At 70.7% G+C, this 20,727-nt stretch carries 17 protein-coding genes; 11 read left to right on the forward strand and 6 right to left on the reverse strand.

The window, feature by feature from the left end:
* Nucleotides 1-10: 10 nt before the first annotated feature.
* Nucleotides 11-1,249 (forward strand): MFS transporter, encoded by a 1,239-nt coding sequence (locus tag ACS3YM_RS02955; protein WP_439938586.1) that lies wholly within the window; start codon nt 11-13, stop codon nt 1,247-1,249.
* A gap of 150 nt (nt 1,250-1,399) precedes the next feature.
* The gene (locus ACS3YM_RS02960; protein ID WP_439938587.1) at nt 1,400-1,558 is read left to right on the forward strand and encodes a hypothetical protein; all 159 of its coding nucleotides are present in this window, start codon (nt 1,400-1,402) and stop codon (nt 1,556-1,558) included.
* 105 nt (nt 1,559-1,663) lie between these two features.
* Here ACS3YM_RS02960 and ACS3YM_RS02965 read toward each other — a convergent pair whose 3' ends face one another.
* Both ACS3YM_RS02965 and trpS read right to left on the reverse strand, forming a co-directional pair.
* Entirely contained in the window at nt 1,664-2,890 is a 1,227-nt protein-coding gene (locus ACS3YM_RS02965) for a lipase family protein (protein WP_439938588.1), read from the reverse strand.
* A 116-nt stretch (nt 2,891-3,006) separates the two neighbouring features.
* On the reverse strand, nt 3,007-4,056 hold the full coding sequence (gene trpS / locus ACS3YM_RS02970; protein ID WP_439938589.1) for a tryptophan--tRNA ligase: 1,050 nt from the start codon (nt 4,054-4,056) through the stop codon (nt 3,007-3,009).
* 61 nt (nt 4,057-4,117) lie between these two features.
* Between trpS and ACS3YM_RS02975 the strand changes: the two genes are divergently transcribed.
* Both ACS3YM_RS02975 and ACS3YM_RS02980 read left to right on the forward strand, forming a co-directional pair.
* Nucleotides 4,118-4,627, forward strand: a complete 510-nt coding sequence (locus tag ACS3YM_RS02975) for a 2'-5' RNA ligase family protein (protein WP_439938590.1) — start codon at nt 4,118-4,120, stop codon at nt 4,625-4,627.
* The gene (locus ACS3YM_RS02980; protein ID WP_439938591.1) at nt 4,627-5,676 is read left to right on the forward strand and encodes a YihY/virulence factor BrkB family protein; all 1,050 of its coding nucleotides are present in this window, start codon (nt 4,627-4,629) and stop codon (nt 5,674-5,676) included. The genes ACS3YM_RS02975 and ACS3YM_RS02980 overlap by 1 nt, the downstream gene beginning before the upstream one ends.
* Nucleotides 5,677-6,124: 448 nt before the next feature.
* On the opposite strand, the gene ACS3YM_RS02985 is transcribed toward ACS3YM_RS02980, so the two are convergent.
* From ACS3YM_RS02985 to ACS3YM_RS02995, 3 genes are read right to left on the reverse strand one after another with little or no spacing between them, the layout of a single operon-like run.
* Complete coding sequence (locus ACS3YM_RS02985) at nt 6,125-6,868, reverse strand: succinate dehydrogenase/fumarate reductase iron-sulfur subunit (protein WP_439938592.1); 744 nt, start codon at nt 6,866-6,868, stop codon at nt 6,125-6,127.
* Nucleotides 6,865-8,901: a fumarate reductase/succinate dehydrogenase flavoprotein subunit gene (locus ACS3YM_RS02990; protein ID WP_439939820.1), complete on the reverse strand. Its 2,037-nt coding sequence runs from the start codon at nt 8,899-8,901 to the stop codon at nt 6,865-6,867. The genes ACS3YM_RS02985 and ACS3YM_RS02990 overlap by 4 nt, the downstream gene beginning before the upstream one ends.
* Nucleotides 8,902-8,932: 31 nt before the next feature.
* A complete protein-coding gene (locus ACS3YM_RS02995; protein WP_439938593.1) occupies nt 8,933-9,616 on the reverse strand; it encodes a succinate dehydrogenase cytochrome b subunit in 684 nt (227 codons plus the stop codon).
* A 189-nt stretch (nt 9,617-9,805) separates the two neighbouring features.
* On the opposite strand from ACS3YM_RS02995, the gene ACS3YM_RS03000 reads away from it, so the two are divergent.
* From ACS3YM_RS03000 to ACS3YM_RS03030, 7 genes are read left to right on the forward strand one after another with little or no spacing between them, the layout of a single operon-like run.
* Entirely contained in the window at nt 9,806-10,627 is an 822-nt protein-coding gene (locus ACS3YM_RS03000; protein WP_439938594.1) for a hypothetical protein, read from the forward strand.
* A 39-nt stretch (nt 10,628-10,666) separates the two neighbouring features.
* Nucleotides 10,667-12,499: a fumarate reductase/succinate dehydrogenase flavoprotein subunit gene (locus ACS3YM_RS03005; RefSeq protein WP_439939822.1), complete on the forward strand. Its 1,833-nt coding sequence runs from the start codon at nt 10,667-10,669 to the stop codon at nt 12,497-12,499.
* A 2-nt stretch (nt 12,500-12,501) separates the two neighbouring features.
* A complete protein-coding gene (locus ACS3YM_RS03010) occupies nt 12,502-13,281 on the forward strand; it encodes a succinate dehydrogenase/fumarate reductase iron-sulfur subunit (protein WP_439938595.1) in 780 nt (259 codons plus the stop codon).
* Nucleotides 13,282-13,340: 59 nt separating this feature from the next.
* Entirely contained in the window at nt 13,341-15,155 is a 1,815-nt protein-coding gene (locus ACS3YM_RS03015) for a methylmalonyl-CoA mutase family protein (protein WP_439938596.1), read from the forward strand.
* Nucleotides 15,152-17,341, forward strand: a complete 2,190-nt coding sequence (gene scpA / locus ACS3YM_RS03020; protein WP_439938597.1) for a methylmalonyl-CoA mutase — start codon at nt 15,152-15,154, stop codon at nt 17,339-17,341. Before ACS3YM_RS03015 ends, scpA begins: the two co-directional genes overlap by 4 nt.
* Nucleotides 17,341-18,351 carry a methylmalonyl Co-A mutase-associated GTPase MeaB gene (gene meaB, locus ACS3YM_RS03025; protein WP_439938598.1) on the forward strand — a complete coding sequence of 337 codons (1,011 nt, stop codon included), beginning with the start codon at nt 17,341-17,343 and terminating at the stop codon, nt 18,349-18,351. Before scpA ends, meaB begins: the two co-directional genes overlap by 1 nt.
* A 12-nt stretch (nt 18,352-18,363) precedes the next feature.
* Entirely contained in the window at nt 18,364-19,581 is a 1,218-nt protein-coding gene (locus tag ACS3YM_RS03030) for an amidohydrolase (RefSeq protein WP_439938599.1), read from the forward strand.
* Here ACS3YM_RS03030 and ACS3YM_RS03035 read toward each other — a convergent pair.
* Complete coding sequence (locus tag ACS3YM_RS03035; RefSeq protein WP_439938600.1) at nt 19,567-20,727, reverse strand: sensor histidine kinase; 1,161 nt, start codon at nt 20,725-20,727, stop codon at nt 19,567-19,569. The two genes, ACS3YM_RS03030 and ACS3YM_RS03035, sit on opposite strands and share 15 nt — an antisense overlap.

Below are 20,727 nucleotides of genomic sequence, written 5' to 3' on the forward strand. Positions count from 1 at the left end.
GCGCCCAGTGATGACGACTGCTGCCACCGACCTCACCGACACTCCTGCGTCGGACCTCGACGCCCCCTCCGTGACCGCGCGGCACTTCGCGCTCGCCGTCCTGGCGCTGGCCATGGGTGGCTTCGCCATCGGCACCACCGAGTTCGTCACGATGGGCCTGCTGCCGCAGATCGCGGACGGCGTCGACGTCTCCATCCCGACCGGCGGCCACGTCATCTCGGCGTACGCCGTCGGGGTGGTCGTCGGTGCCCCCGTGCTGGCCTTCCTGGGTGCCCGGCTCCCGCGGCGCGCGCTGCTGGTCGCGCTGATGGCGGCGTTCGCCGTCGGCAACGGCGTGAGCGCGCTGGCGACGTCGTACGAGCAGCTGATGCTGGCCCGCTTCGCCGCCGGCCTGCCGCACGGCGCCTACTTCGGTGTCGCCTCCCTCGTCGCGGCGAGCATGGCGCGCCCGTCGCGCAAGGGCCGGGCGGTGTCGCAGGTCATGCTCGGCCTCTCGGTCGCCAACGTGCTCGGTGTCCCGGCCGCCACGGTGCTCGGCCAGGAGCTCGGCTGGCGGGCGGCCTTCTGGGCGGTCTCCGGGCTGGCGATCGTCACGCTGGCGATGGTGACGTGGTTCGTCCCGTCGTGCCCCGGCGACACCGGGGCCAGCGGGCGGCGCGAGCTCGCCGCCTTCAAGGTGCCGCAGGTGTGGCTGACCCTGCTGGCCGGCGCGGTCGGCTTCGGCGGCATGTTCGCCGTCTACTCCTACATCGCCCCCGTGGTCACCGACGTGGCCGGGCTGGGGGAGCGGTCGGTGCCGATCTACCTGCTGTCCTTCGGGCTCGGCATGGTGGCCGGCACCTGGCTCGCCGGGATCATGGCCGACTGGTCGATCTTCCGCTCGCTGATCATCGGTGGCACCGGCATGGCCGCCACGATGCTGGCCTTCTGGGTCGCCGCGCCGCACGGCTGGGCCGCGCTGCCGGTCGTCTTCCTCATCACGACGCTCGGATCGGTGCTCGTCATCAACCTGCAGCTGCGGCTGATGGACGTCGCCGGCGACGCTCAGACCCTGGGCGCGGCGATGAACCACGCCTCGCTCAACATCGCCAACGCGCTCGGCGCGTGGCTCGGCGGCCTGGTCATCGCCGCCGGCTGGGGGCTCCGGGCGCCGGCGCTGGTCGGCCTCGCCCTGTCGCTGGGCGGCGTCGCGATCCTTCTGGTCTCGGCCCGGCTCCACGTGCGCCAGCGCGACGTCGTACACGCCTGAAACCCTGTCCCCACTGGGGTTTCGTGCCTGTTTTTTCCGTTCATGTTGCGTGGAGTTAACACGGGCGGAACTCTTGCGTAGCGTGAGTTTGTAACGATCCAATCCATGGGGGTGGGTCAGCCGCCCGAAACCTTTCCTGAGGGGGTCACCATGGACGAGAAGAGGATCGAGATCGAGATGGAGCGCCGCCGGCAGCTCGCCGACCGCAACGTGGGAGACGTGGTCAGCCTGCTGCAGCGACGCCAGGAGCTGCGCGGGATCTACCCGGCGGCCGACCTGGTCGCCGACAACGTGGGCTGGGTCGTGTGACCCGACCACGTCTCGGCTGAAGCCCGGGAGGGGCTGGGCGGACCAGGTGGTCCCGTCGTCGGTGGAGCACCGGAGCTCGTCCACCCTCCCGGCCTCGGCCGGGACTCAGACCAGCCAGCAGTTGCTGACCTGCGGCAGGCCCGCGAAGCGTGCCTCGAAGAAGGGCAGGGCCTCCGCCGTCTGCGGGACGATGCCGCCCACGTGGAGCGGGGCGACGTTGGTGGAGAAGTAGACGTTGGCGCCCTTGCCGCACCACGAGCGTGCCATCGCCTTGCCGACGGAGTAGGGGATGACGTCGTCGAGCGCCGAGTGCGTCACGAGCACGGGGAAGGCCGGCTTGATCGTGCCGATGCGCTGCGCCTCGACGATCGACCTGAAGGGCTCCGCGGACATCAGTGTCGACATGGGCTGGCCGTTGGCGCTGAGCGACGACGACTTCACGAAGGAGTGGTCGAGCAGGTCGAAGACGCACTCGGTCTCCACCTGGTCGCTGGTCGCGCGGCCCCGGTCGTTGAGGTACGGCGACAGGTCGACGTCGTAGCTCGCGGAGAGGCCGCGCAGGGCGAAGAACGCGAAGGCGGAGTAGAGGCCACCGTCGAGGTTCGTGGCGACCTTCTCGAGGTCCGCCGGCACCGCGCCGACGACGGCGCCCTTGACCTTGAGGTCGGGGGCATAGGTCGGTGCCAGCTCGGCCGCGGACGCCGCGGCGCCGCCGCCCTGCGAGTAGCCCATCAGGCCGACCGGGCTGGTGGTGCTCAGGCCGGTGTCGGTGAGGCGCTGCGCGGCGCGTACGACGTCGAGGGTGGCCCGTCCCTGCGAGACCCGGTCCATGTAGGTGTGCACGCCGACCGTTCCGAGGCCCTCGTAGTCGGGCATCGCGACGGCGTAGCCGCGCTGCAGCAGGCCCTCGATGCCGACGCCTTCGTACTCGATGCCCTCGGAGAACAGCCGCGACGGGGCGCAGCGGTCGGCCATGCCCTGGGTGCCGGGCGCGTAGCCGATGACGGGGCGCGTGCCGACGCCGACCCACGGCGTGGTGGGGACCAGCACCGTGCCGGAGGCCGCGATCGCCCTCCCGGTGCGGTTGGTGGTCCGGTAGAGGACCCGGGTGGCGTTGCGGACCAGGCTGGTGGCGTCGAGCGGGTCGAGCAGGAAGTCGACCTCCTCGGTGCGGATCACCGCACCGTTGGCGCTGGGCAGGGTGGCGGGGGTCTCGTAGAACGCGGGCCGGGGCGGCTCGGGGACGACGGCGCTAGCCGACGACGTACCAAGAGCTGCGAGCACTGTGCAGAGCAGGATCGTCAGGGTGGCTGTCGCGCCGGCCGACCTCATCCGAGACTGTGCCCGACGACGTGATGGTGCTCCCATGGGGTTCCCTCCCCGGCCGGACCTCCCGGCCGTGTGGGGAACCTACTGGTGAGTCACATCACGTCGCAGTGTGACGTCGGTCACATGTAGACCATGCCCATCGCCTCACGCACCTCGTCCAGCGTGGCCTCGGCGACCTCGTTGGCGCGCGCGTTGCCACGGCGCAGCACGTCGTGGAGGTAGCCCGGGTCGGCCTCGAGCTCGAGGCGGCGCGCGCGCAGCGGTGCGAGCTCGGTGTTGATCGCGTCGGTGAGCCGGCCCTTGAGCGCGCCACCGCCCCCGTCGCCGATCTCGTCGGCCACCGTGGCCGGGTCCACGCGCTCGCAGAGCCCGATCAGCGTGAGCAGGTTGGCGACCTCTGGACGGTTGTCGGGGTCGTAGGTGATGACCCGGTCGCTGTCGGTCTTGGCGCCCTTGAGCTTCTTGGCCGTCTCGTCCGCGGTCATCCGCAGCTCGACGACGTTGCCCTTGGACTTGCTCATCTTGGTGCCGTCGGTCCCGAGGATCAGCGGTGCCTCCGAGAGCAGCGCGCCCGGCTCCGGGAACACCGGGGCGTAGCGGTCGTTGAAGCGCCGCGCGACGACCCGGGTCTGCTCGAGGTGGGGGAGCTGGTCGCGACCCACGGGCACGACGTTGGCCTTGCAGAACAAGATGTCGGCGGCCTGGTGCACGGGATAGGTCAGCAGCAGCCCGCCGATCGAGGTGATGCCCGCCGACTTCGCCTCGTCCTTGACGGTGGGGTTGCGCTGCAGCTCGGCGACGCTGACCAGGCTCAGGAACGGCAGCATCAGCTGGTTGAGCGCGGGCACGGAGGAGTGCGTGAAGATCGTCGCCCTCTCCGGGTCGAGGCCCGCCGCGATGTTGTCGAGCAGCAGGTTGCGCACGTTGCCGGCGATGTCGCCGCCGACTTCACGGTCGGTGATCACCTGGTAGTCGGCGATGAGCTGCCAGATCTCGGCGCCGCTGTCCTGCAGGCGGAGGCGGTTGCGGATCGACCCGAAGTAGTGGCCGATGTGCAGCGCTCCGGTCGGACGGTCCCCGGTCAGCATGCGCAGCGAGGCCGGATCGTCGGCCATCTGCTGCTCGATCGCATCGCTGCGGGCCTGGGCGGCGCGGAAGGTGTCACTCACGACGGCCGAGCCTACTAAGCGGGTGATCCGTGCAGCGAACCGGTTCTGTAGGGTCGGTGAGGTGCCCACCATCGGAGTAGCCATCGCGATCCCGGAGCCCTGGGCGACCGAGCTCCAGGACTACCGCACCTCCATCGGCGACACGACCGCGTCGCAGATCCCGACGCACATCACCCTGCTGCCGCCCACTGAGCTGGAGGACGCCGAGATCGCGTCGGTCTCCGAGCACCTCGCCGAGGCGGCCGCCACCGTCGAGCCGTTCGGCATCCACCTGCGCGGCACCGGCACGTTCCGGCCGGTCTCCCCGGTGGTCTTCGTGACGGTCGTCGAGGGGATCTCGTCGTGCGAGCAGCTCGCCGACGCCGTGCGCCGTGGCCCGCTGGAGGTCGACCTGCGCTTCCCCTACCACCCGCACGTGACCATCGCCCACCACCTCGACGACGCCACCCTCGACCGCGCGTTCGCCGAGCTGGCCGACTTCGAGTGCTCCTTCGACGCGGCGTGCTTCAGCCTCTACGTCCACGACGACGTCACCGGGTGGGTCCCCACGCGAGAGTTCGGTCTCGGCTGATGTCGCTCGTCACCTCCGCCAAGCAGCGGCTCGCGCGCGTCCGCGAGCGGCGCCCCTTCGTCGACCACCTCGTGCGGATGGTCGAGCACTACGGCGAGGTCAAGGGCAACGCCCTCGCCGCCGCCGTCACCTACTTCGCGTTCCTCTCCTTCTTCCCGATCCTGGCGCTCGCCTTCGCGATCTTCGGTCAGGTGGCCAAGGTCTACTCCCGGGCCGAGACGACCCTCGTGGAGGCGGCCAACTCGGTGCTTCCCGGGCTCGTCGGCGGCAAGACCGGCGTCAGCCTGGACACCCTGCAGGGCGCGGCCCCCGGCATCTTCAGCGTCGGCATCGTGCTCACCCTCTACTCCGGTCTGGGATGGCTCTCGGGGATGCGTGACGCGCTCGTCGCGGTCTTCGAGGAACCGCCCCGCGAGCAGCCCGGCTTCGTGTCGGGCAAGCTGCGCGACATCCTCGCGCTGCTGGCACTGGGCTCGGTCCTGGTGGTCAGCGTGGCCGTCTCGGGCGTCGCGACCAAGCTCCTCACCCCGATCCTGGACGCCCTCCAGCTCGGCCCGGTCGCCGGCGTGTTCTTCTGGGTGCTCGCCCTCGCTCTGGGCCTGGGGGCCAACGCCCTGCTCTTCTTCGCCTTCTTCCGGCTGCTCGCGGCCCCCGAGATGCCGACCCGGTCCCTGTGGTCCGGCGCCCTGCTGGGTGCGGTCGCCTTCGAGCTGCTCAAGCAGCTCTCGACCTACCTCCTCAAGGCCACCGCCAACTCCGACGCCTTCCAGGCCTTCGGCATCGCGCTGATCCTCCTGGTCTGGATCAACTACTTCTCCCGCGTGGTCGTCTACGCCGCCTCGTGGGCGTACACCTCGCCTGAGGCCCGCGCGATCCGTGAGGCCCGCCAAGCCCTCGACCAGGCCGTCGAGGGCCCCCAGATCGACCTCGCGGCGGCAGCGGGCGTCGTACGCCCCTCGGCGTCTGAGGGGTCATCACCCAAGGCGGCCTTCGCCGCCGGCGCCGCCTCGATGCTCGGCCTCGTGGCCCTCGCCCGCCGCCGCCGCTGACCGCTTCCTCGACGGCCGCCGCTTCCTGGCGGCATACGACATCCGCCGGGCTGTCCCTGGCGGCACATGACCTGCGCGGCGCCCGATTTCATGTCGTATGCCGCCACCCTGGGCCTGCGGCATGTCGTATGCCGCCACCCTGCGGGCCGACGTACGGCCCCTTGAGGAGGCAGGGGTGCGCACACCGTCGGGACGCGTACGTGCTCAGTGACCGGGCGGTATGGCGTCGCCTCTCTGGCGGCATACGACAGCCGCCGGGCTGTCCCTGGCGGCACATGACCTGCGTGGCGCCCGATTTCATGTCGTATGCCGCCACCCTGGGCCTGCGGCATGTCGTATGCCGCCACCCTGGGCCTGCGGCATGTCGTATGCCGCCACCCTGGGCGGCGACACATGAGACGAGGGCCGGGGGAGCACCCCCGGCCCTCGTCGATGAGGCGTACGAGCCTCAGTGACCGTTGCGGATCGCGGTGCGCAGGTCGCGGTTGAGCTGGGAGATCACGTCGAGCGGGATCTCCTTGGGGCAGGCGGCGGTGCACTCGCCGATGTTGGTGCAGCCGCCGAAGCCCTCGTGGTCGTGCTGGGCGACCATGTTGACCACGCGCTCGTCCCGCTCGGGCTGTCCCTGGGGGAGCAGGCCGAGGTGGGTGATCTTGGCGCCCATGAAGAGCGAGGCCGAGCCGTTGGGGCAGGCGGCGACGCAGGCGCCGCAGCCGATGCAGGTCGCGACGTTGAAGGCGCGGTCGGCGTCGTCCTTGGGCACGGGCACCGAGTGGGCCTCGGGGGCCGAGCCGGTGTTGACCGAGATGAAGCCACCCTGCTGGATGATCCGGTCGAACGCGCCGCGGTCGACGACCAGGTCCTTGATGACCGGGAAGGCGTCGGAGCGCCACGGCTCGATGGTGATGGTCTCGCCGTCGCTGAACGAGCGCATGTGGAGCTGGCAGGTCGTGGTGACCTCCGGCCCGTGCGCCTCGCCGTTGATCATCAGGCCGCACATGCCGCAGATGCCCTCGCGGCAGTCGGAGTCGAACGCGATGGGCTCCTCGCCCTCGGCGTTGAGCTGCTCGTTGAGCACGTCGAGCATCTCCAGGAACGACATGTCCTCGGACACGTCGGCCAGCTGGTAGGTGTGCATGGCCCCCGGGGTCGAGGCGTCCGGCTGGCGCCAGATCTTCAGGGTCAGGTTCACTTGTAGCTCCGCTGCTTCATCTCGATGGCCGTGTAGACCAGGTCTTCCTTGTGCAGGACGGGGGCGCGCATCTGGTTGGACTCGTCGTCGCCGGCCCACTCCCAGGCGGACACGTAGGCGAACTCGTCGTCGTGCCGCAGCGCCTCGCCGTCCTCGGTCTGCGACTCGCCGCGGAAGTGACCGCCGCAGGACTCGCGACGGTTGAGGGCGTCGATGCACATGAGCTCGCCCAGCTCGAAGAAGTCGGCGACGCGGCCGGCCTTCTCCAGGGACTGGTTGAGGGTCTCGGCGCTGCCGAGGACCTTGACGTTGCGGTAGAAGTCGTCCTTGAGCGACCGGATCAGGTCGATGGCCTTCTTCAGGCCGGTCTCGGTCCGCTCCATGCCGCAGTACTCCCACATGATGTTGCCGAGCTCGCGGTGGTACGAGTCCACGCTCCGCTCGCCGTTGACCGTGAGGAAGTGCTCGATGCGGCCCTTGACCGACTCGCGCGCCTCGACCACGGCCGGGTGGTCCTCGGAGACCTCCTCGAACGGACCGTCGGCGAGGTAGTCGCGGATCGTGTGGGGCAGGACGAAGTAGCCGTCGGCCAGGCCCTGCATCAGCGCCGAGGCGCCGAGGCGGTTGGCGCCGTGGTCGGAGAAGTTGGCCTCCCCCGTCACGAACAGGCCCGGGATCGTGGACTGCAGGTCGTAGTCGACCCACAGGCCGCCCATGACGTAGTGCACGGCCGGGTAGATCCGCATCGGGACCGAGTAGGGGTCCTCGCCCGTGATCCGGGCGTACATGTCGAAGAGGTTGCCGTACTTCGCCTCGACGGCGTCGCGACCCAGTCGCGCGATCGCGTCGGCGAAGTCGAGGTAGACACCACGGCGTACGCCGTCGACCTCGGGCCCGACACCGCGGCCGTCGTCGCACTGGTACTTCGCCGCACGCGAGGCGATGTCGCGGGGGACCAGGTTGCCGAAGGAGGGGTAGATCCGCTCGAGGTAGTAGTCGCGGTCCTCCTCGGGGATGTCGCGCGGGTCCTTGTCGCAGTCGGCCTGGTTCTTCGGCACCCAGATGCGACCGTCGTTGCGCAGCGACTCCGACATCAGCGTCAGCTTGGACTGGTGCGTGCCGGTGACCGGGATGCAGGTCGGGTGGATCTGCGTGTAGCAGGGGTTGGCCATGTAGGCGCCCTTGCGGTGCGCGCGCCACGCCGCGGTGACGTTGGAGCCCATCGCGTTGGTCGACAGGTAGAAGACGTTGCCGTAGCCACCGCTGGCCAGCACCACGACGTCGGCGAGGTGGGTCTGGATCTCGCCGGTGATCATGTCGCGGGCGATGATGCCGCGCGCCTTGCCGTCGACGACGACGAGCTCGAGCATCTCGTGGCGGGAGTACATCGAGACCGTGCCGGCCGCGACCTGCCGCTCGAGCGCCTGGTAGGCGCCGATCAGCAGCTGCTGGCCCGTCTGGCCACGCGCGTAGAACGTGCGGGACACCTGCACGCCACCGAACGAGCGGTTGTCGAGCAGTCCGCCGTACTCGCGGGCGAACGGGACGCCCTGCGCGACGCACTGGTCGATGATGTTCGTGCTGACCTCGGCCAGGCGGTAGACGTTGGACTCGCGCGAGCGGTAGTCGCCGCCCTTGACCGTGTCGTAGAAGAGGCGGTGGACGGAGTCGCCGTCCTCCTTGTAGTTCTTCGCGGCGTTGATGCCGCCCTGCGCGGCGATCGAGTGGGCCCGGCGCGGGGAGTCCTGGTAGCAGAACGTCTTCACGTTGTAGCCGGCCTCGCCGAGCGTGGCGGCGGCCGAGGCGCCCGCCAGGCCGGTGCCGACGATGATGATGTCGAGCTTGCGGCGGTTGGCCGGGTTGACCAGGCGCGCCTCGAACTTGCGGTTCTGCCAGCGGTCGGCGATCGGGCCGTCCGGCGCCTTGGTGTCGACCAGCGGCTCACCGGGCGTGTAGTAGCCGGCGGCGTCGTCGTAGTCGCCGTCGAGCGCGCCGGAGCGGGAGGCCTCCGCCGAGGTGACGGTGTCGGGCATGTCCATGTCGTGGCTCACGAGTGGTGACCCCTTACTTGGTGATGATGCCGGCGAGGACACCGAGCGGGACGAGGGAGAAGCCGATCGAGACGATCAGCGCGAGGACGAAGGCGATGCTCTTGGCGCGCTGGCGCTTCGCGGCGGTGCCGGTCCAGCCGAGGGTCTGGGCCGCGCTCCAGATCCCGTGGTGCAGGTGGGCGCCCAGCGCGAGCATCGCGACGAGGTAGATCAGCGTCAGCCACCACACGTCGAACGTGTCGACCATGAGGAGGTAGGGGTCGTTGGTGGGGCCGCCCTGGACGTTGACCTTGCCGATCGTGAAGTTGAGCAGGTGCCAGACGAGGAACAGCAGGATCGTCACGCCGCCCCAGCGCATCAGCCGGCTCGCGAAGATCGCGCCGGTGTGCTTCTTCATGACGTACTTGGTCGTGCGGGCGGCGGCCGCGCGGCGCCACAGCACGACGGCGCAGTAGACGTGCACCACCAGGGCGGCGATCAGGCCGACCCGCAGGATCCAGAGGGCGCCCTCGTGGGGGAGCATCGGCTCACCCAGCTCGCGGAGGTGCTCGGCGTACTCGTTGAAGGCCTCGTGGCCCGCGAACGCCTTGAGGTTGCCGTACATGTGGGCGAGCACGAAGCCGAGGAAGATCACGCCGCTGATCGCCATGCCCAGCTTGAGTGCGATCGTGGTGCGGGAGGCCCGCGCGCCCTTCACCAGGACGGGGCCGCTACCTCTGGGGTCTTTGAGTTGGGTTGCCACAAGGGGCACGGTATCGCGGCTCCCGCGTGCCCGACGCGCCGAGTCCGTGTGACGTTTTGCTGGGCGCGTTGTCTTCCGCTCAGGTGTGACACAGGCCATAGTCGCTGTGACGCCCGGACCCCAGTCCGGGCAGCAGGAGGACACATGGCATCGACCGACCGCGGCGTGACGAGTCCGACCCGCGCGCACATCGACGCGCGCACGCTGCGACAGGACCGGTGGTGGCTCCAGCCCCTGGCCACGTTCGTGGTCTTCTCGGGCTTCGTCGTCTTCGCCACGATCCGCGCGTTCATGGGCCGCGACTACTACGCCGAGCCCTACCTGTCGCCGTTCTACTCGCCCTGCCTGGGCGACTGCGTCGAGGGCGCGTCCGACTTCGGGCAGCCCTTCGCCTGGTGGCCGCTGTCAGCGGCGCTGATCATCCTGATCTTCCCGCTGGGCTTCCGGATGACCTGCTACTACTACCGCAAGGCCTACTACCGCGGGTTCTGGCTGAGCCCGCCCGCCTGCGGGGTCGCGGAGCCGCACGGGTCCTACTCCGGCGAGACCAGGCTGCCCCTGATCCTGCAGAACGTGCACCGCTACTTCTGGTACGCCGCGGTGCTGGTCGGCCTCGTCCTGACCTACGACGTGGCGCTCGCCTTCCGGCCGATGCCGGCCGAGTACGCCGTCGGCGACGGGGAGACCAGCGGCATCCACATGGGCCTGGGCACGCTCCTGATGCTCGCCAACGTCATGCTCATCTGGCTCTACACGCTCTCGTGCCACTCGTGCCGCCACATCGTGGGCGGCCGGTTGCGCCACTTCTCCCAGCACCCGGTCCGCTACCGGCTGTGGACCTGGGTCTCGCGGCTCAACACCAGCCACGGCACGTGGGCGTGGTACTCGCTCTTCTCGGTGGCGGTCGTCGACTTCTACATCTACCTGCTCGCCACGGGAGTGATCCAGGACGTGAGGTTCTTCTAGATGACCAGCGACACCCGGCATCCGATGACCGGCAACGAGATGTCCTACTACGCCGAGGGCGGGATCGAGCGCCACCAGTACGACGTGGTGGTGGTCGGCGCCGGCGGCGCGGGCCTGCGGGCGGCGATCGCCGCCCACGAGGCGGGCGCGGAGACCGCGATCGTGTGCAAGTCGCTGCTCGGCAAGGCGCACACGGTGATGGCCGAGGGCGGCATCGCAGCGGCGATGGGCAACCGCTGGCCGGAGGACAACTGGGAGGTCCACTTCCGCGACACCATGCGCGGTGGCAAGATGCTCAACCACTGGCGGATGGCGCAGCTGCACGCCCAGGAGGCGCCCGAGCGGGTGATGGAGCTCGAGGACTGGGGCGCCCTGTTCGACCGGACCGAGGACGGGCTGATCAGCCAGCGTGACTTCGGTGGCCACAGGTACGCCCGCCTCGCGCACGTCGGCGACCGGACCGGTCTCGAGATGATCCGGACGCTCCAGCAGCGTGCGGTGCAGATCGGGATCGACGTCTTCATGGAGTGCACCGTCACCGACCTGCTCAAGGACGACACGGGCGCGCTGTCCGGCGTCTTCGGCTACTGGCGCGAGACCGGCCGCTTCGTGACGATCGAGGCCCCGGCGGTCGTGCTGGCCACCGGCGGGATCGGCAAGTCGTTCAAGGTGACCTCCAACTCCTGGGAGTACACCGGCGACGGCCACGCGCTCGCACTCCGGGCCGGTGCGTCGCTGATCAACATGGAGTTCGTGCAGTTCCACCCGACCGGGATGGTCTGGCCGCCCTCGGTGAAGGGGCTGCTGGTCACGGAGTCGGTGCGCGGCGACGGCGGCATCCTGAAGAACTCCGAGGGCAAGCGCTTCATGTTCGACTACATCCCCGACTTCTTCAAGGCGGAGACCGCCGACACGGAGGAGGAGGCGGACCGGTGGTACGAGGACAAGAAGAACAACCGCCGACCACCCGAGCTGCTGCCGCGTGACGAGGTCGCCCGGGCGATCAACTCCGAGATCAAGGCCGGCCGCGGCACGCCGCACGGCGGCATCTACCTCGACATCGCCTCGCGCCGCGAGCCCGACTTCATCCGCAAGCGGCTGCCGTCGATGTACCACCAGTTCAAGGAGCTCGCCGACGTCGACATCACCCAGGAGCCGATGGAGATCGGGCCGACCTGCCACTACGTCATGGGCGGCATCGAGGTCGACCCCGACACCGAGCTCAGCGCCGTCACCGGCCTCTACGCGGTCGGCGAGTGCTCGGGCGGGATGCACGGGTCCAACCGGCTGGGCGGCAACAGCCTCTCCGACCTGCTGGTCTTCGGGCGGCGCGCGGGCGAGGCGGCAGCGGCGTACGCCCTCCAATTCGGGGAGGGCGGGCCGGCGCAGCGCCCGGTCGTGTCCGACGAGGCGGTCCGGGCCGGCGAGTGGTCGGCGCTGACGCCGTTCCAGGTCGAGGGCGGCGACAACCCCTACACGATCCAGCAGGAGCTCCAGCAGACGATGAACGACCTCGTCGGCATCATCCGCACCGCCGAGGAGCTCGAGCAGGCGCTGGTGCGGATCGAGGAGCTCAAGGAGCGGGCGCAGCGGATGTCGGTGGAGGGCCACCGGCAGTACAACCCCGGCTGGCACCTCGCGCTCGACCTGCGCAACATGCTCCTCGTCTCGGAGTCGATCGCGAAGGCGGCGCTGGCCCGGCAGGAGTCGCGCGGCGGCCACACGCGCGACGACTACCCGAAGACCGACGCGGAGTGGGGCACGAAGAACCTCGTCGTCCGCCTCGACGAGGCCGGCACCGGCGTGACCCTCGAGGAGCAACCGCTGCCCGAGATGCCCGACGAGCTGAAGTCTCACTTCGAGGGGAGCTGACCATGGCCTACGACCTGAAGATGCGGGTGTGGCGGGGCAACCAGGACGGCGGGGACCTGCAGGACTACACCGTCGAGGTCTCCGAGGGCGAGGTCGTGCTCGACGCGCTCCACCGCCTGCAGGCCACCCAGAGCGGCGACCTGGCCATCCGGTGGAACTGCAAGGCCGGCAAGTGCGGCTCGTGCAGCGCGGAGATCAACGGACGCCCCCGGCTGATGTGCATGACGCGGCTCTCCGACTTCGAGCCCGAGGAGACCATCACCGTCACGCCGATGCGCACCTTCCCGGTGATCCGCGACCTGGTCACCGACGTGTCCTTCAACTACCGCAAGGCGCGCGAGCTCCCCTACGCCGAGCTGGGCCCGCGCGACGCGGACGGCAAGCGGCGGATGGCCCAGGTCGACGTCGAGCGCGGCCAGGAGTTCCGCAAGTGCATCGAGTGCTTCCTGTGCCAGGACGTGTGCCACGTCGTGCGCGACCACGAGGACAACAAGCAGCACTTCGCCGGGCCGCGGTTCTTCATCCGCTACGCCGAGCTCGACATGCACCCCCTCGACACCCACGACCGTCGCGAGCTCGCCCAGGGCGCGGCCGGCCTCGGCATGTGCAACATCACCAAGTGCTGCACCGAGGTCTGCCCCGAGGGCATCCGAATCACGGACAACGCGATCATCCCGATGAAGGAGCGCGTCGTCGACCGCAAGTACGACCCCCTGGTGTGGCTGGGCAACAAGATCGGCCTGCGCAACAAGGACAACGAGGGTCGCACCGAGCCTCGGTGAGACCTATCCCATAGTCCGGCGGGTGTCCCCGACGTGACGGTCGTCCTATCCTGCGCAGCATGACCGACCTCGAAGGTGGACTGGACGAGCCCGAGGAGCTGCAGCCGGCCGAGGGCTCCCTCAAGCTGGTGGGCGACGACGACACCTACGACGTCGCGGCCTGGGAGGCAGCGACCGCCGCGGTGCTCCGCAAGGCGCGCCGCCTCGGCGAGGACGCGCCCGACTCCGACGTCTGGGCCGCGCTGACGCGCACCACGCTCGACGGCGTCGCCGTCGCGCCGATCGGTCAGCAGTCCGACCTCGACGGCCTCACCACCGCCGGCCGCCCGACGCGCGTCGGCGCGTGGGACGTGCGCACCCAGGTCGAGGTCGTCGACGACAAGGCCGCCAACGAGGCGGTGCTGCAGGACCTCGAGAACGGTGCCACGTCGCTGCTGCTGCACGTCGACGACGAGCGCGAGCACGACTGGTCGACGGTGCTGGAGGGGGTGCTGCTCGACCTGGCGCCCGTCGTCCTCGACCGGGCCTCGACCGAGCAGGTGGAGGCGTTCGCCGCCTTCCTCGAAGGCGTGGACGGCGCGCTGCACCCCGGCACCAACCTGTCCTTCGACCTCCAGACGCTCGAGATGCTCCACTCCCGCGTGCGTGAGGACGGCGCCACGGCGCGCGACCTGCTCGCCCCCGTCGTACGTCGTGGCTTCCAGCTCGGCGTGCGGTCGCTCCTGGTGGACGGCACGGCCCTGCACGACCAGGGCGCCAGCGACGCCCAAGAGCTCGGGTGGGCCATCGCCACCGGTGTGGCATACCTCCGCCTGCTGGCCGAGGAGGGGTTCTCCGTCGACCAGGCCGCGCCGATGGTGGAGTTCCGGCTCGCGGCCACCGACGAGCAGTTCCCCACGATCGCCAAGCTCCGGGCCGCCCGTCGCCTCTGGGCCCGGGTCCTGGAGGCGTCCGGGGCCGGCGGCGAGCACCAGATGGCGCTGCACGCGGTCACCAGCCGTCCCATGACCAGCCGGCGCGACCCGTGGGTCAACATGCTGCGTGGCACGATCGCCGCCTTTGCCGCAGGAGTCGGTGGGGCCGACGCGGTCACGGTCGTGCCGTTCGACGAACCGCTGGGCATGCCCGACGCGTTCGGGCGCCGCATCGCGCGCAACACCTCCTCGCTGCTGATCGAGGAGTCGCACGTCGCCGCGGTCACCGACCCGGCCGGCGGCTCGTACGCCGTGGAGAAGCTCACCGACGACCTCGCGGTCGCCGCCTGGGCCGAGCTCGGCCGGATCGAGGCCGACGGTGGCGCGCTGGCCGACGCCGCCCGCACGGGTGTGAAGGAGCGCGTGAGGGAGGTGGCCGCGGCACGCGACGCCCAGGTCGCCGACCGCTCGCGGCCCCTGACCGGTGTCTCGGAGTTCCCGAACCTCGACGAGGTGCTGCCCGAGCGCGAGCACCTGCCGCACCGCTACACCCGGCACTACGGCTGGGCCTACGAGGACATGCGCGCCGAGCCCGCCCAGCGGCCGGTGTTCCTGGCCACGATGGGACCGATCTCCGCGCACACCGCGCGCGCCACCTTCGCCACCAACCTGTTCGCCGCGGGCGGCGTCGCCGTCGAGGCGGCGGGCGCGACCGACGGCGTCGAGGCCGTGACGGCCGCCTACGCGGGCCAGCCCGTCGTCTGCCTCGCGGGCACCGACGCGGCCTACGCCGAGTGGGGCGCCGACCTCGTCGCTGCCCTGCGTGCGGCAGGGGCGTCGTACGTCGTGCTGGCGGGCAAGCCGGGGGAGAAGACCGTGACCGACGTCGATGACTGGGCCGCCATGGGGGTCGACGCGCTCGGCTTCCTCGGCCGGATCCGAGAGGAGCTCGCCAAGTGAGCACGCAGGGGAGCATCCCGAAGAGCTTTGCTGACGTGGGTCTCGATACGCCCGCTCGTTCCTCGCGGGCTACTCGACCAACGAATGGTGAAGGCCCGTGGGCGAGCCCGGAGGGGATCGACATCCTCCCGGTCTACGGCCCCGAGCACCTCGAGGGCCTCGACGGCCTCGACACGTGGCCGGGCCTCGCGCCGTTCCTGCGCGGTCCCTACCCGACGATGTACACGACCCAGCCGTGGACGATCCGGCAGTACGCCGGCTTCTCGACCGCCGAGGAGTCCAACGCGTTCTACCGCCGCAACCTCGCGGCCGGGCAGAAGGGCCTCAGCGTCGCCTTCGACCTCGCGACCCACCGCGGCTACGACTCCGACCACCCGCGGGTGCGTGGCGACGTCGGCATGGCGGGCGTGGCGATCGACTCGATCTACGACACCCGCACCCTCTTCGACGGCATCCCGCTGGACGAGATGTCGGTCTCGATGACGATGAACGGCGCGGTGCTGCCGGTGCTCGCGCTCTACATCGCCGCGGCCGAGGAGCAGGGGGTGAAGCCGGAGCAGCTGGCGGGGACCATCCAGAACGACATCCTCAAGGAGTTCATGGTCCGCAACACCTACATCTACCCGCCGGCGCCGAGCATGCGGATCATCAGCGACATCTTCGCCTACACCTCGCAGAAGATGCCGCGCTTCAACTCCATCTCGATCTCCGGCTACCACATCCAGGAGGCCGGGGCGACGGCCGACCTCGAGCTGGCCTACACGCTGGCCGACGGCGTGGAGTACATCCGCGCCGGCCTCGGCACGGGCATGACGATCGACCAGTTCGCGCCGCGGCTGTCGTTCTTCTGGGCCATCGGGATGAACTTCTTCATGGAGGTCGCCAAGATGCGCGCGGCCCGGGCGCTGTGGGCGCGGCTGGTCGACGACTTCGACCCGCAGAACCCCAAGTCCCGCTCGCTGCGCACGCACAGCCAGACCTCCGGCTGGTCGCTGACCGCGCAGGACGTCTTCAACAACGTCGGCCGCACCTGCATCGAGGCGATGGCCTCCACCCAGGGCCACACGCAGTCGCTGCACACCAACGCCCTCGACGAGGCGATCGCGCTGCCGACCGACTTCTCGGCCCGCATCGCGCGCAACACCCAGCTGCTGCTGCAGCAGGAGTCCGGCACCACCCAGGTCATCGACCCGTGGGCCGGCTCCTACTACGTCGAGAAGCTCACCCATGACCTCGCCGAGCGGGCCTGGGCGCACATCCAGGAGGCCGAGCGCGCAGGCGGGATGGCCGCCGCGATCGAGCAGGGCATCCCCAAGATGCGCATCGAGGAGGCAGCGGCGCGCACCCAGGCCCGGATCGACTCCGGGAGCCAGAAGGTCATCGGCGTCAACACCTACCGCCTCGCCGCCGAGGACAAGCTCGACGTCCTGCGGGTGGACAACGACGACGTCTACCGCCAGCAGGTCGCCAAGCTCGAGCGGCTGCGCGCCGAGCGCGACGACGACGACGTACGCCGTGCGCTGGAGGCGCTGACCAACAGCGCCGAGCGCGGACCGGTCGGTGGCGGCTCCCTGGACGGCAACCTCCTGGAGCTGGCCGTCGACGCGGCCCGCGCCAAGGCGACGGTCGGGGAGATCTCCGACGCGCTGGAGAAGGTCTACGGCCGCCACCAGGCGGTGATCCGTACGATCAGCGGCGTGTACCGCGACGAGGCAGGCACCGCCGAGGGATCGGCCGTGGCCGAGGTGCTCAAGGCCACCGAGGAGTTCGAGGCCGAGGAGGGGCGCCGCCCGCGCATCCTCGTGGCGAAGATGGGCCAGGACGGCCACGACCGCGGCCAGAAGGTCGTGGTCACCGCGTTCGCCGACCTCGGCTTCGACGTCGACGTGGGCCCGCTGTTCTCCACGCCCGAGGAGGTCGCCCAGCAGGCGATCGACGCCGACGTGCACATCGTCGGGGTCTCCTCGCTGGCGGCCGGCCACCTCACGCTGCTGCCCGCCCTCAAGCAGGCGCTCGCCGACCAGGGCCGACCGGACATCATGATCGTCATCGGCGGGGTGATCCCTCCCGACGACGTGGAGACGCTCAAGGAGATGGGGGCCGCCGCGGTGTTCCTGCCGGGCACCGTGATCGCGGAGTCCGCGCTCGACCTGCTGGCCCGGCTGCGGGACGAGCACGCCTCCTGATGGCGCGGCCCGCCCGGGAGGTCGACGTCGCGGCGCTGGTCGAGGGCGTACGAGCCGGCCGGCGCGCGGACGTCTCGCGCGCCATCACGCTGGTCGAGTCCTCGCGCGCCGAGCACCGCGTGGCGGCCCGTGAGCTGCTGACCGAGCTCGCCGCGACCGACCTGCCGCCCGCCACTCGCGTCGGCATATCCGGGGTGCCGGGCGTCGGCAAGTCGACCTTCATCGAGACCCTCGGCACCCGGCTGACCCGGGCGGGGCACCGGGTCGGGGTGCTCGCCGTCGACCCGTCGTCGGTGCGCACCGGGGGCTCGGTCCTCGGTGACAAGACGCGCATGGCCACCCTGTCGGTCGACCCGAACGCGTTCATCCGGCCCTCGCCCTCGGCAGGCACGCTCGGCGGCGTCGCCCGCGCCACCACGCAGGCGATGCTGGTCCTCGAGGCCGCCGGCTACGACGTCGTGCTGGTGGAGACGGTGGGCGTGGGGCAGTCCGAGGTGACGGTGGCGGGGATGGTCGACACCTTCCTCTTCCTCACCCTGGCCCGCACGGGCGACCAGCTCCAGGGCATCAAGAAGGGCATCCTCGAGATCGTCGACGTGGTCGCGGTCAACAAGGCCGACGCGGCGGGCGGGGGAGAGCACGAGGGCGAGGCCCGGGTCGCGGCCCGCGAGCTCGCCGGCGCGCTGCGCATGGTGCGTGGGCACGCCGAGTGGGCGCCCCCGGTCGTGACCTGCTCCGGCCTGACCGGGACGGGCGTCGACGACGTCTGGGACCGCATCGAGGAGCACCGCGCGCACCTCGGTGCCGACGGCCTGGCGCACAAGCGCGCCGAGCAGCAGCTCGAGTTCACCTGGGCGCTGGTGCGCGACGAGCTCGCCCAGCGGCTGCGGTCGTCGCCCGGCGTCGCGGCGGTGCGCGACGACGTACGCCGTGCTGTCCTGGCGGGCGAGCTGCCGGCGCCACTGGCCGCGGACCGGCTGTTGGCCGCCTACGACGGCGACACGCACTAAACTGTCCGGGACATGCCTGACTCACCCCCAGCCCCCGCCGATGTCTCCGCCGGTGCCTCCGCCGTCATCTCCGAGGTCGTCGACAAGTACGCCGACGACCTCGTCGCCTTCCGCCGCGACCTGCACGCGCACCCCGAGCTGAGCTGGGCCGAGGAGCGTACGTCGACCGCTGTCGTGTCGAGGCTCGAGGACGCCGGCTGGACGGTCACGCGCCCCGAGGGCGGGGGAGTGCTCGCCGAGATCGGCCACGGCGGTGCGCTGGTCGCGCTCCGCGCAGACCTCGACGCCCTCCCCGTCGACGACCTCATCTCCGACCCGTGGAAGAGCACCGTCGCCGGCGTGGCCCACGCCTGCGGCCACGACGTCCACACCGCGGGGCTGGTCGGCGCCGGTCTCGCGCTCGCCGAGGTCGCAGCGCGCGGGCTGCTGCCGGGGCGCGTGCGGCTGCTCTTCCAGCCCGCCGAGGAGGTCATGCCCGGCGGCGCGCTGCACCTCATCTCGGCCGGTGCCCTCGAGGGCGTCAGCCACGTCTTCGGGCTGCACTGCGACCCGAGCCTCGACGTCGGCCGCATCGGCCTGCGCGAGGGTCCGCTGACCGGTGCCGCCGACGCGCTGACCGTCCGCCTCATCGGCAAGGGGGGCCACACGTCGCGGCCGCACCTGACCGAGGACCTCACCTTCGCCCTGGGCAAGGTGATCACCGAGCTGCCCGCGATCCTCAGCCGTCGCCTCGACCCACGTGCCGGGGTCAGCGTGGTGTGGGGCATGGTGCGCGCGGGCTCGGCCCACAACGTGATCCCGCACGGCGGCGTGGTCGCCGGCACCGTCCGGATGCTCGATGCGGTGGCCTGGGCCGACGCCGAGCACCTGATCCGCCAGCTGATCACCTCGATCGTCGCGCCCTACAGCGTCACCGCCGAGGTGACCTATCAGCGCGGCGTGCCGCCGGTGGTCAACCACGAGGCGTCGACCTGGCTGCTCGGCTCCGCCCTCGAGCGGGTCCTGGGGCCGCACGGGCACGTGTCGACCGCCCAGAGCCTGGGCGGCGAGGACTTCGGCTGGTACCTCGACTCCGTCCCGGGGGCGATGGCCCGGCTGGGCACGCGCACGCCCGGCGGTCCGACGTACGACCTCCACCAGGGCAACCTGCGCGTCGACGAGGGTGCGACCCCCATCGCGGCGCGGGTGCTCGCCGAGGCGGCGGTGACCGCGCTCTCAGCCGCGGACTGAGGGCGAGACCAGGGCCTCGTCGCAGCGCCTCAGCGCGACGCCGAAGGTGAAGGTGCTCCCCTCCCCGGGCACGGCGGCCACCTCGAGCTCACCGCCCATCAGGTCGACCAGCTCACGGCAGATCGCGAGCCCGAGGCCGCTGCCCTGGCGGTCGCCCGACGTGTGGGGGTCGGCCTGCATGAACGGCTCGAAGATGGTGTCGAGGTGCTGCTCGGCGATCCCGATCCCGGTGTCGCTGACCGTGAACTCGACCCAGGTGTGCTCGTCGTTGTCGTCGCCGGGCGGGGGACCGGCGGCGCTCACGCTCAGGCCGACCGTGCCGTGCTCGGTGAACTTGATCGCGTTCTGCACCAGGTTGGTCACCACCTGCACGATCCTGCGTCCGTCGCCGACCGCCGCTGCCGGCACCGCGTCGTCGACGTCGACGGTGAACGTGATGTCGCGACCTGCGGCGGAGGCGATGGCCCAGTCCGCGATGTCCTCGATGGCCGTGCGGACCTCGAACGGGCCGAGGTGCAGGACCGCCTGGTGCGCCTCGAGCCCGGAGTACTCCAGGATGTCGTGGACCAGCTGCATCAGCCGCAGGCTGGAGCGGTGCACGATTTTCGCGTAGTGCGCGGGCTCGGGATCCAGCTCGGAGTCCATCAGCAGCTCGGTGGCCCCGACCAGCGCGGACAGGGGCGTGCGGACCTCGTGGCTCACGGTCGCCAGGAACAAAGTCTTCGCGACGTTGGCCGCCTCGAGCTCACGCACCAGCCGGTTGGCCTCGGTGACGTCCTCGGTGACCCCGTGCACGCCGACGACCGCGCCGTCGACGATGACCGGGATCGCCGTGCACCGGATGTCGATGACCTCGCCGTCGGCGCGCAGGACACACGCGTCGACGAGCTGCGGCTCGCCCGCCAACGCCCGCTCGAACCCTTCCTGGATGGCGGGGAGGGTGTCGGGGTGGATGATCTGCGCGAAGTGCGTGCCCCGCATCTGCTCCAGGGTCAGTCCCGTCATCTCGAGCGCTCGGCCGTTGGCGTCGGTGAAGTAGCCGTTGCAGTCGATCGAGTACGCCGCGAGCGGGTGGTGGGTGAACATCGAGGAGTAGCGCTCGCTGCTCTCGGCGAGAGCGGCACGGTCGAGATGTCCAGCATCCAT

The sequence above is a fragment of the Nocardioides sp. N13(2025) genome (assembly GCF_051912545.1).
In the GTDB taxonomy this organism is placed as follows: Bacteria; Actinomycetota; Actinomycetes; order Propionibacteriales; family Nocardioidaceae; genus Nocardioides.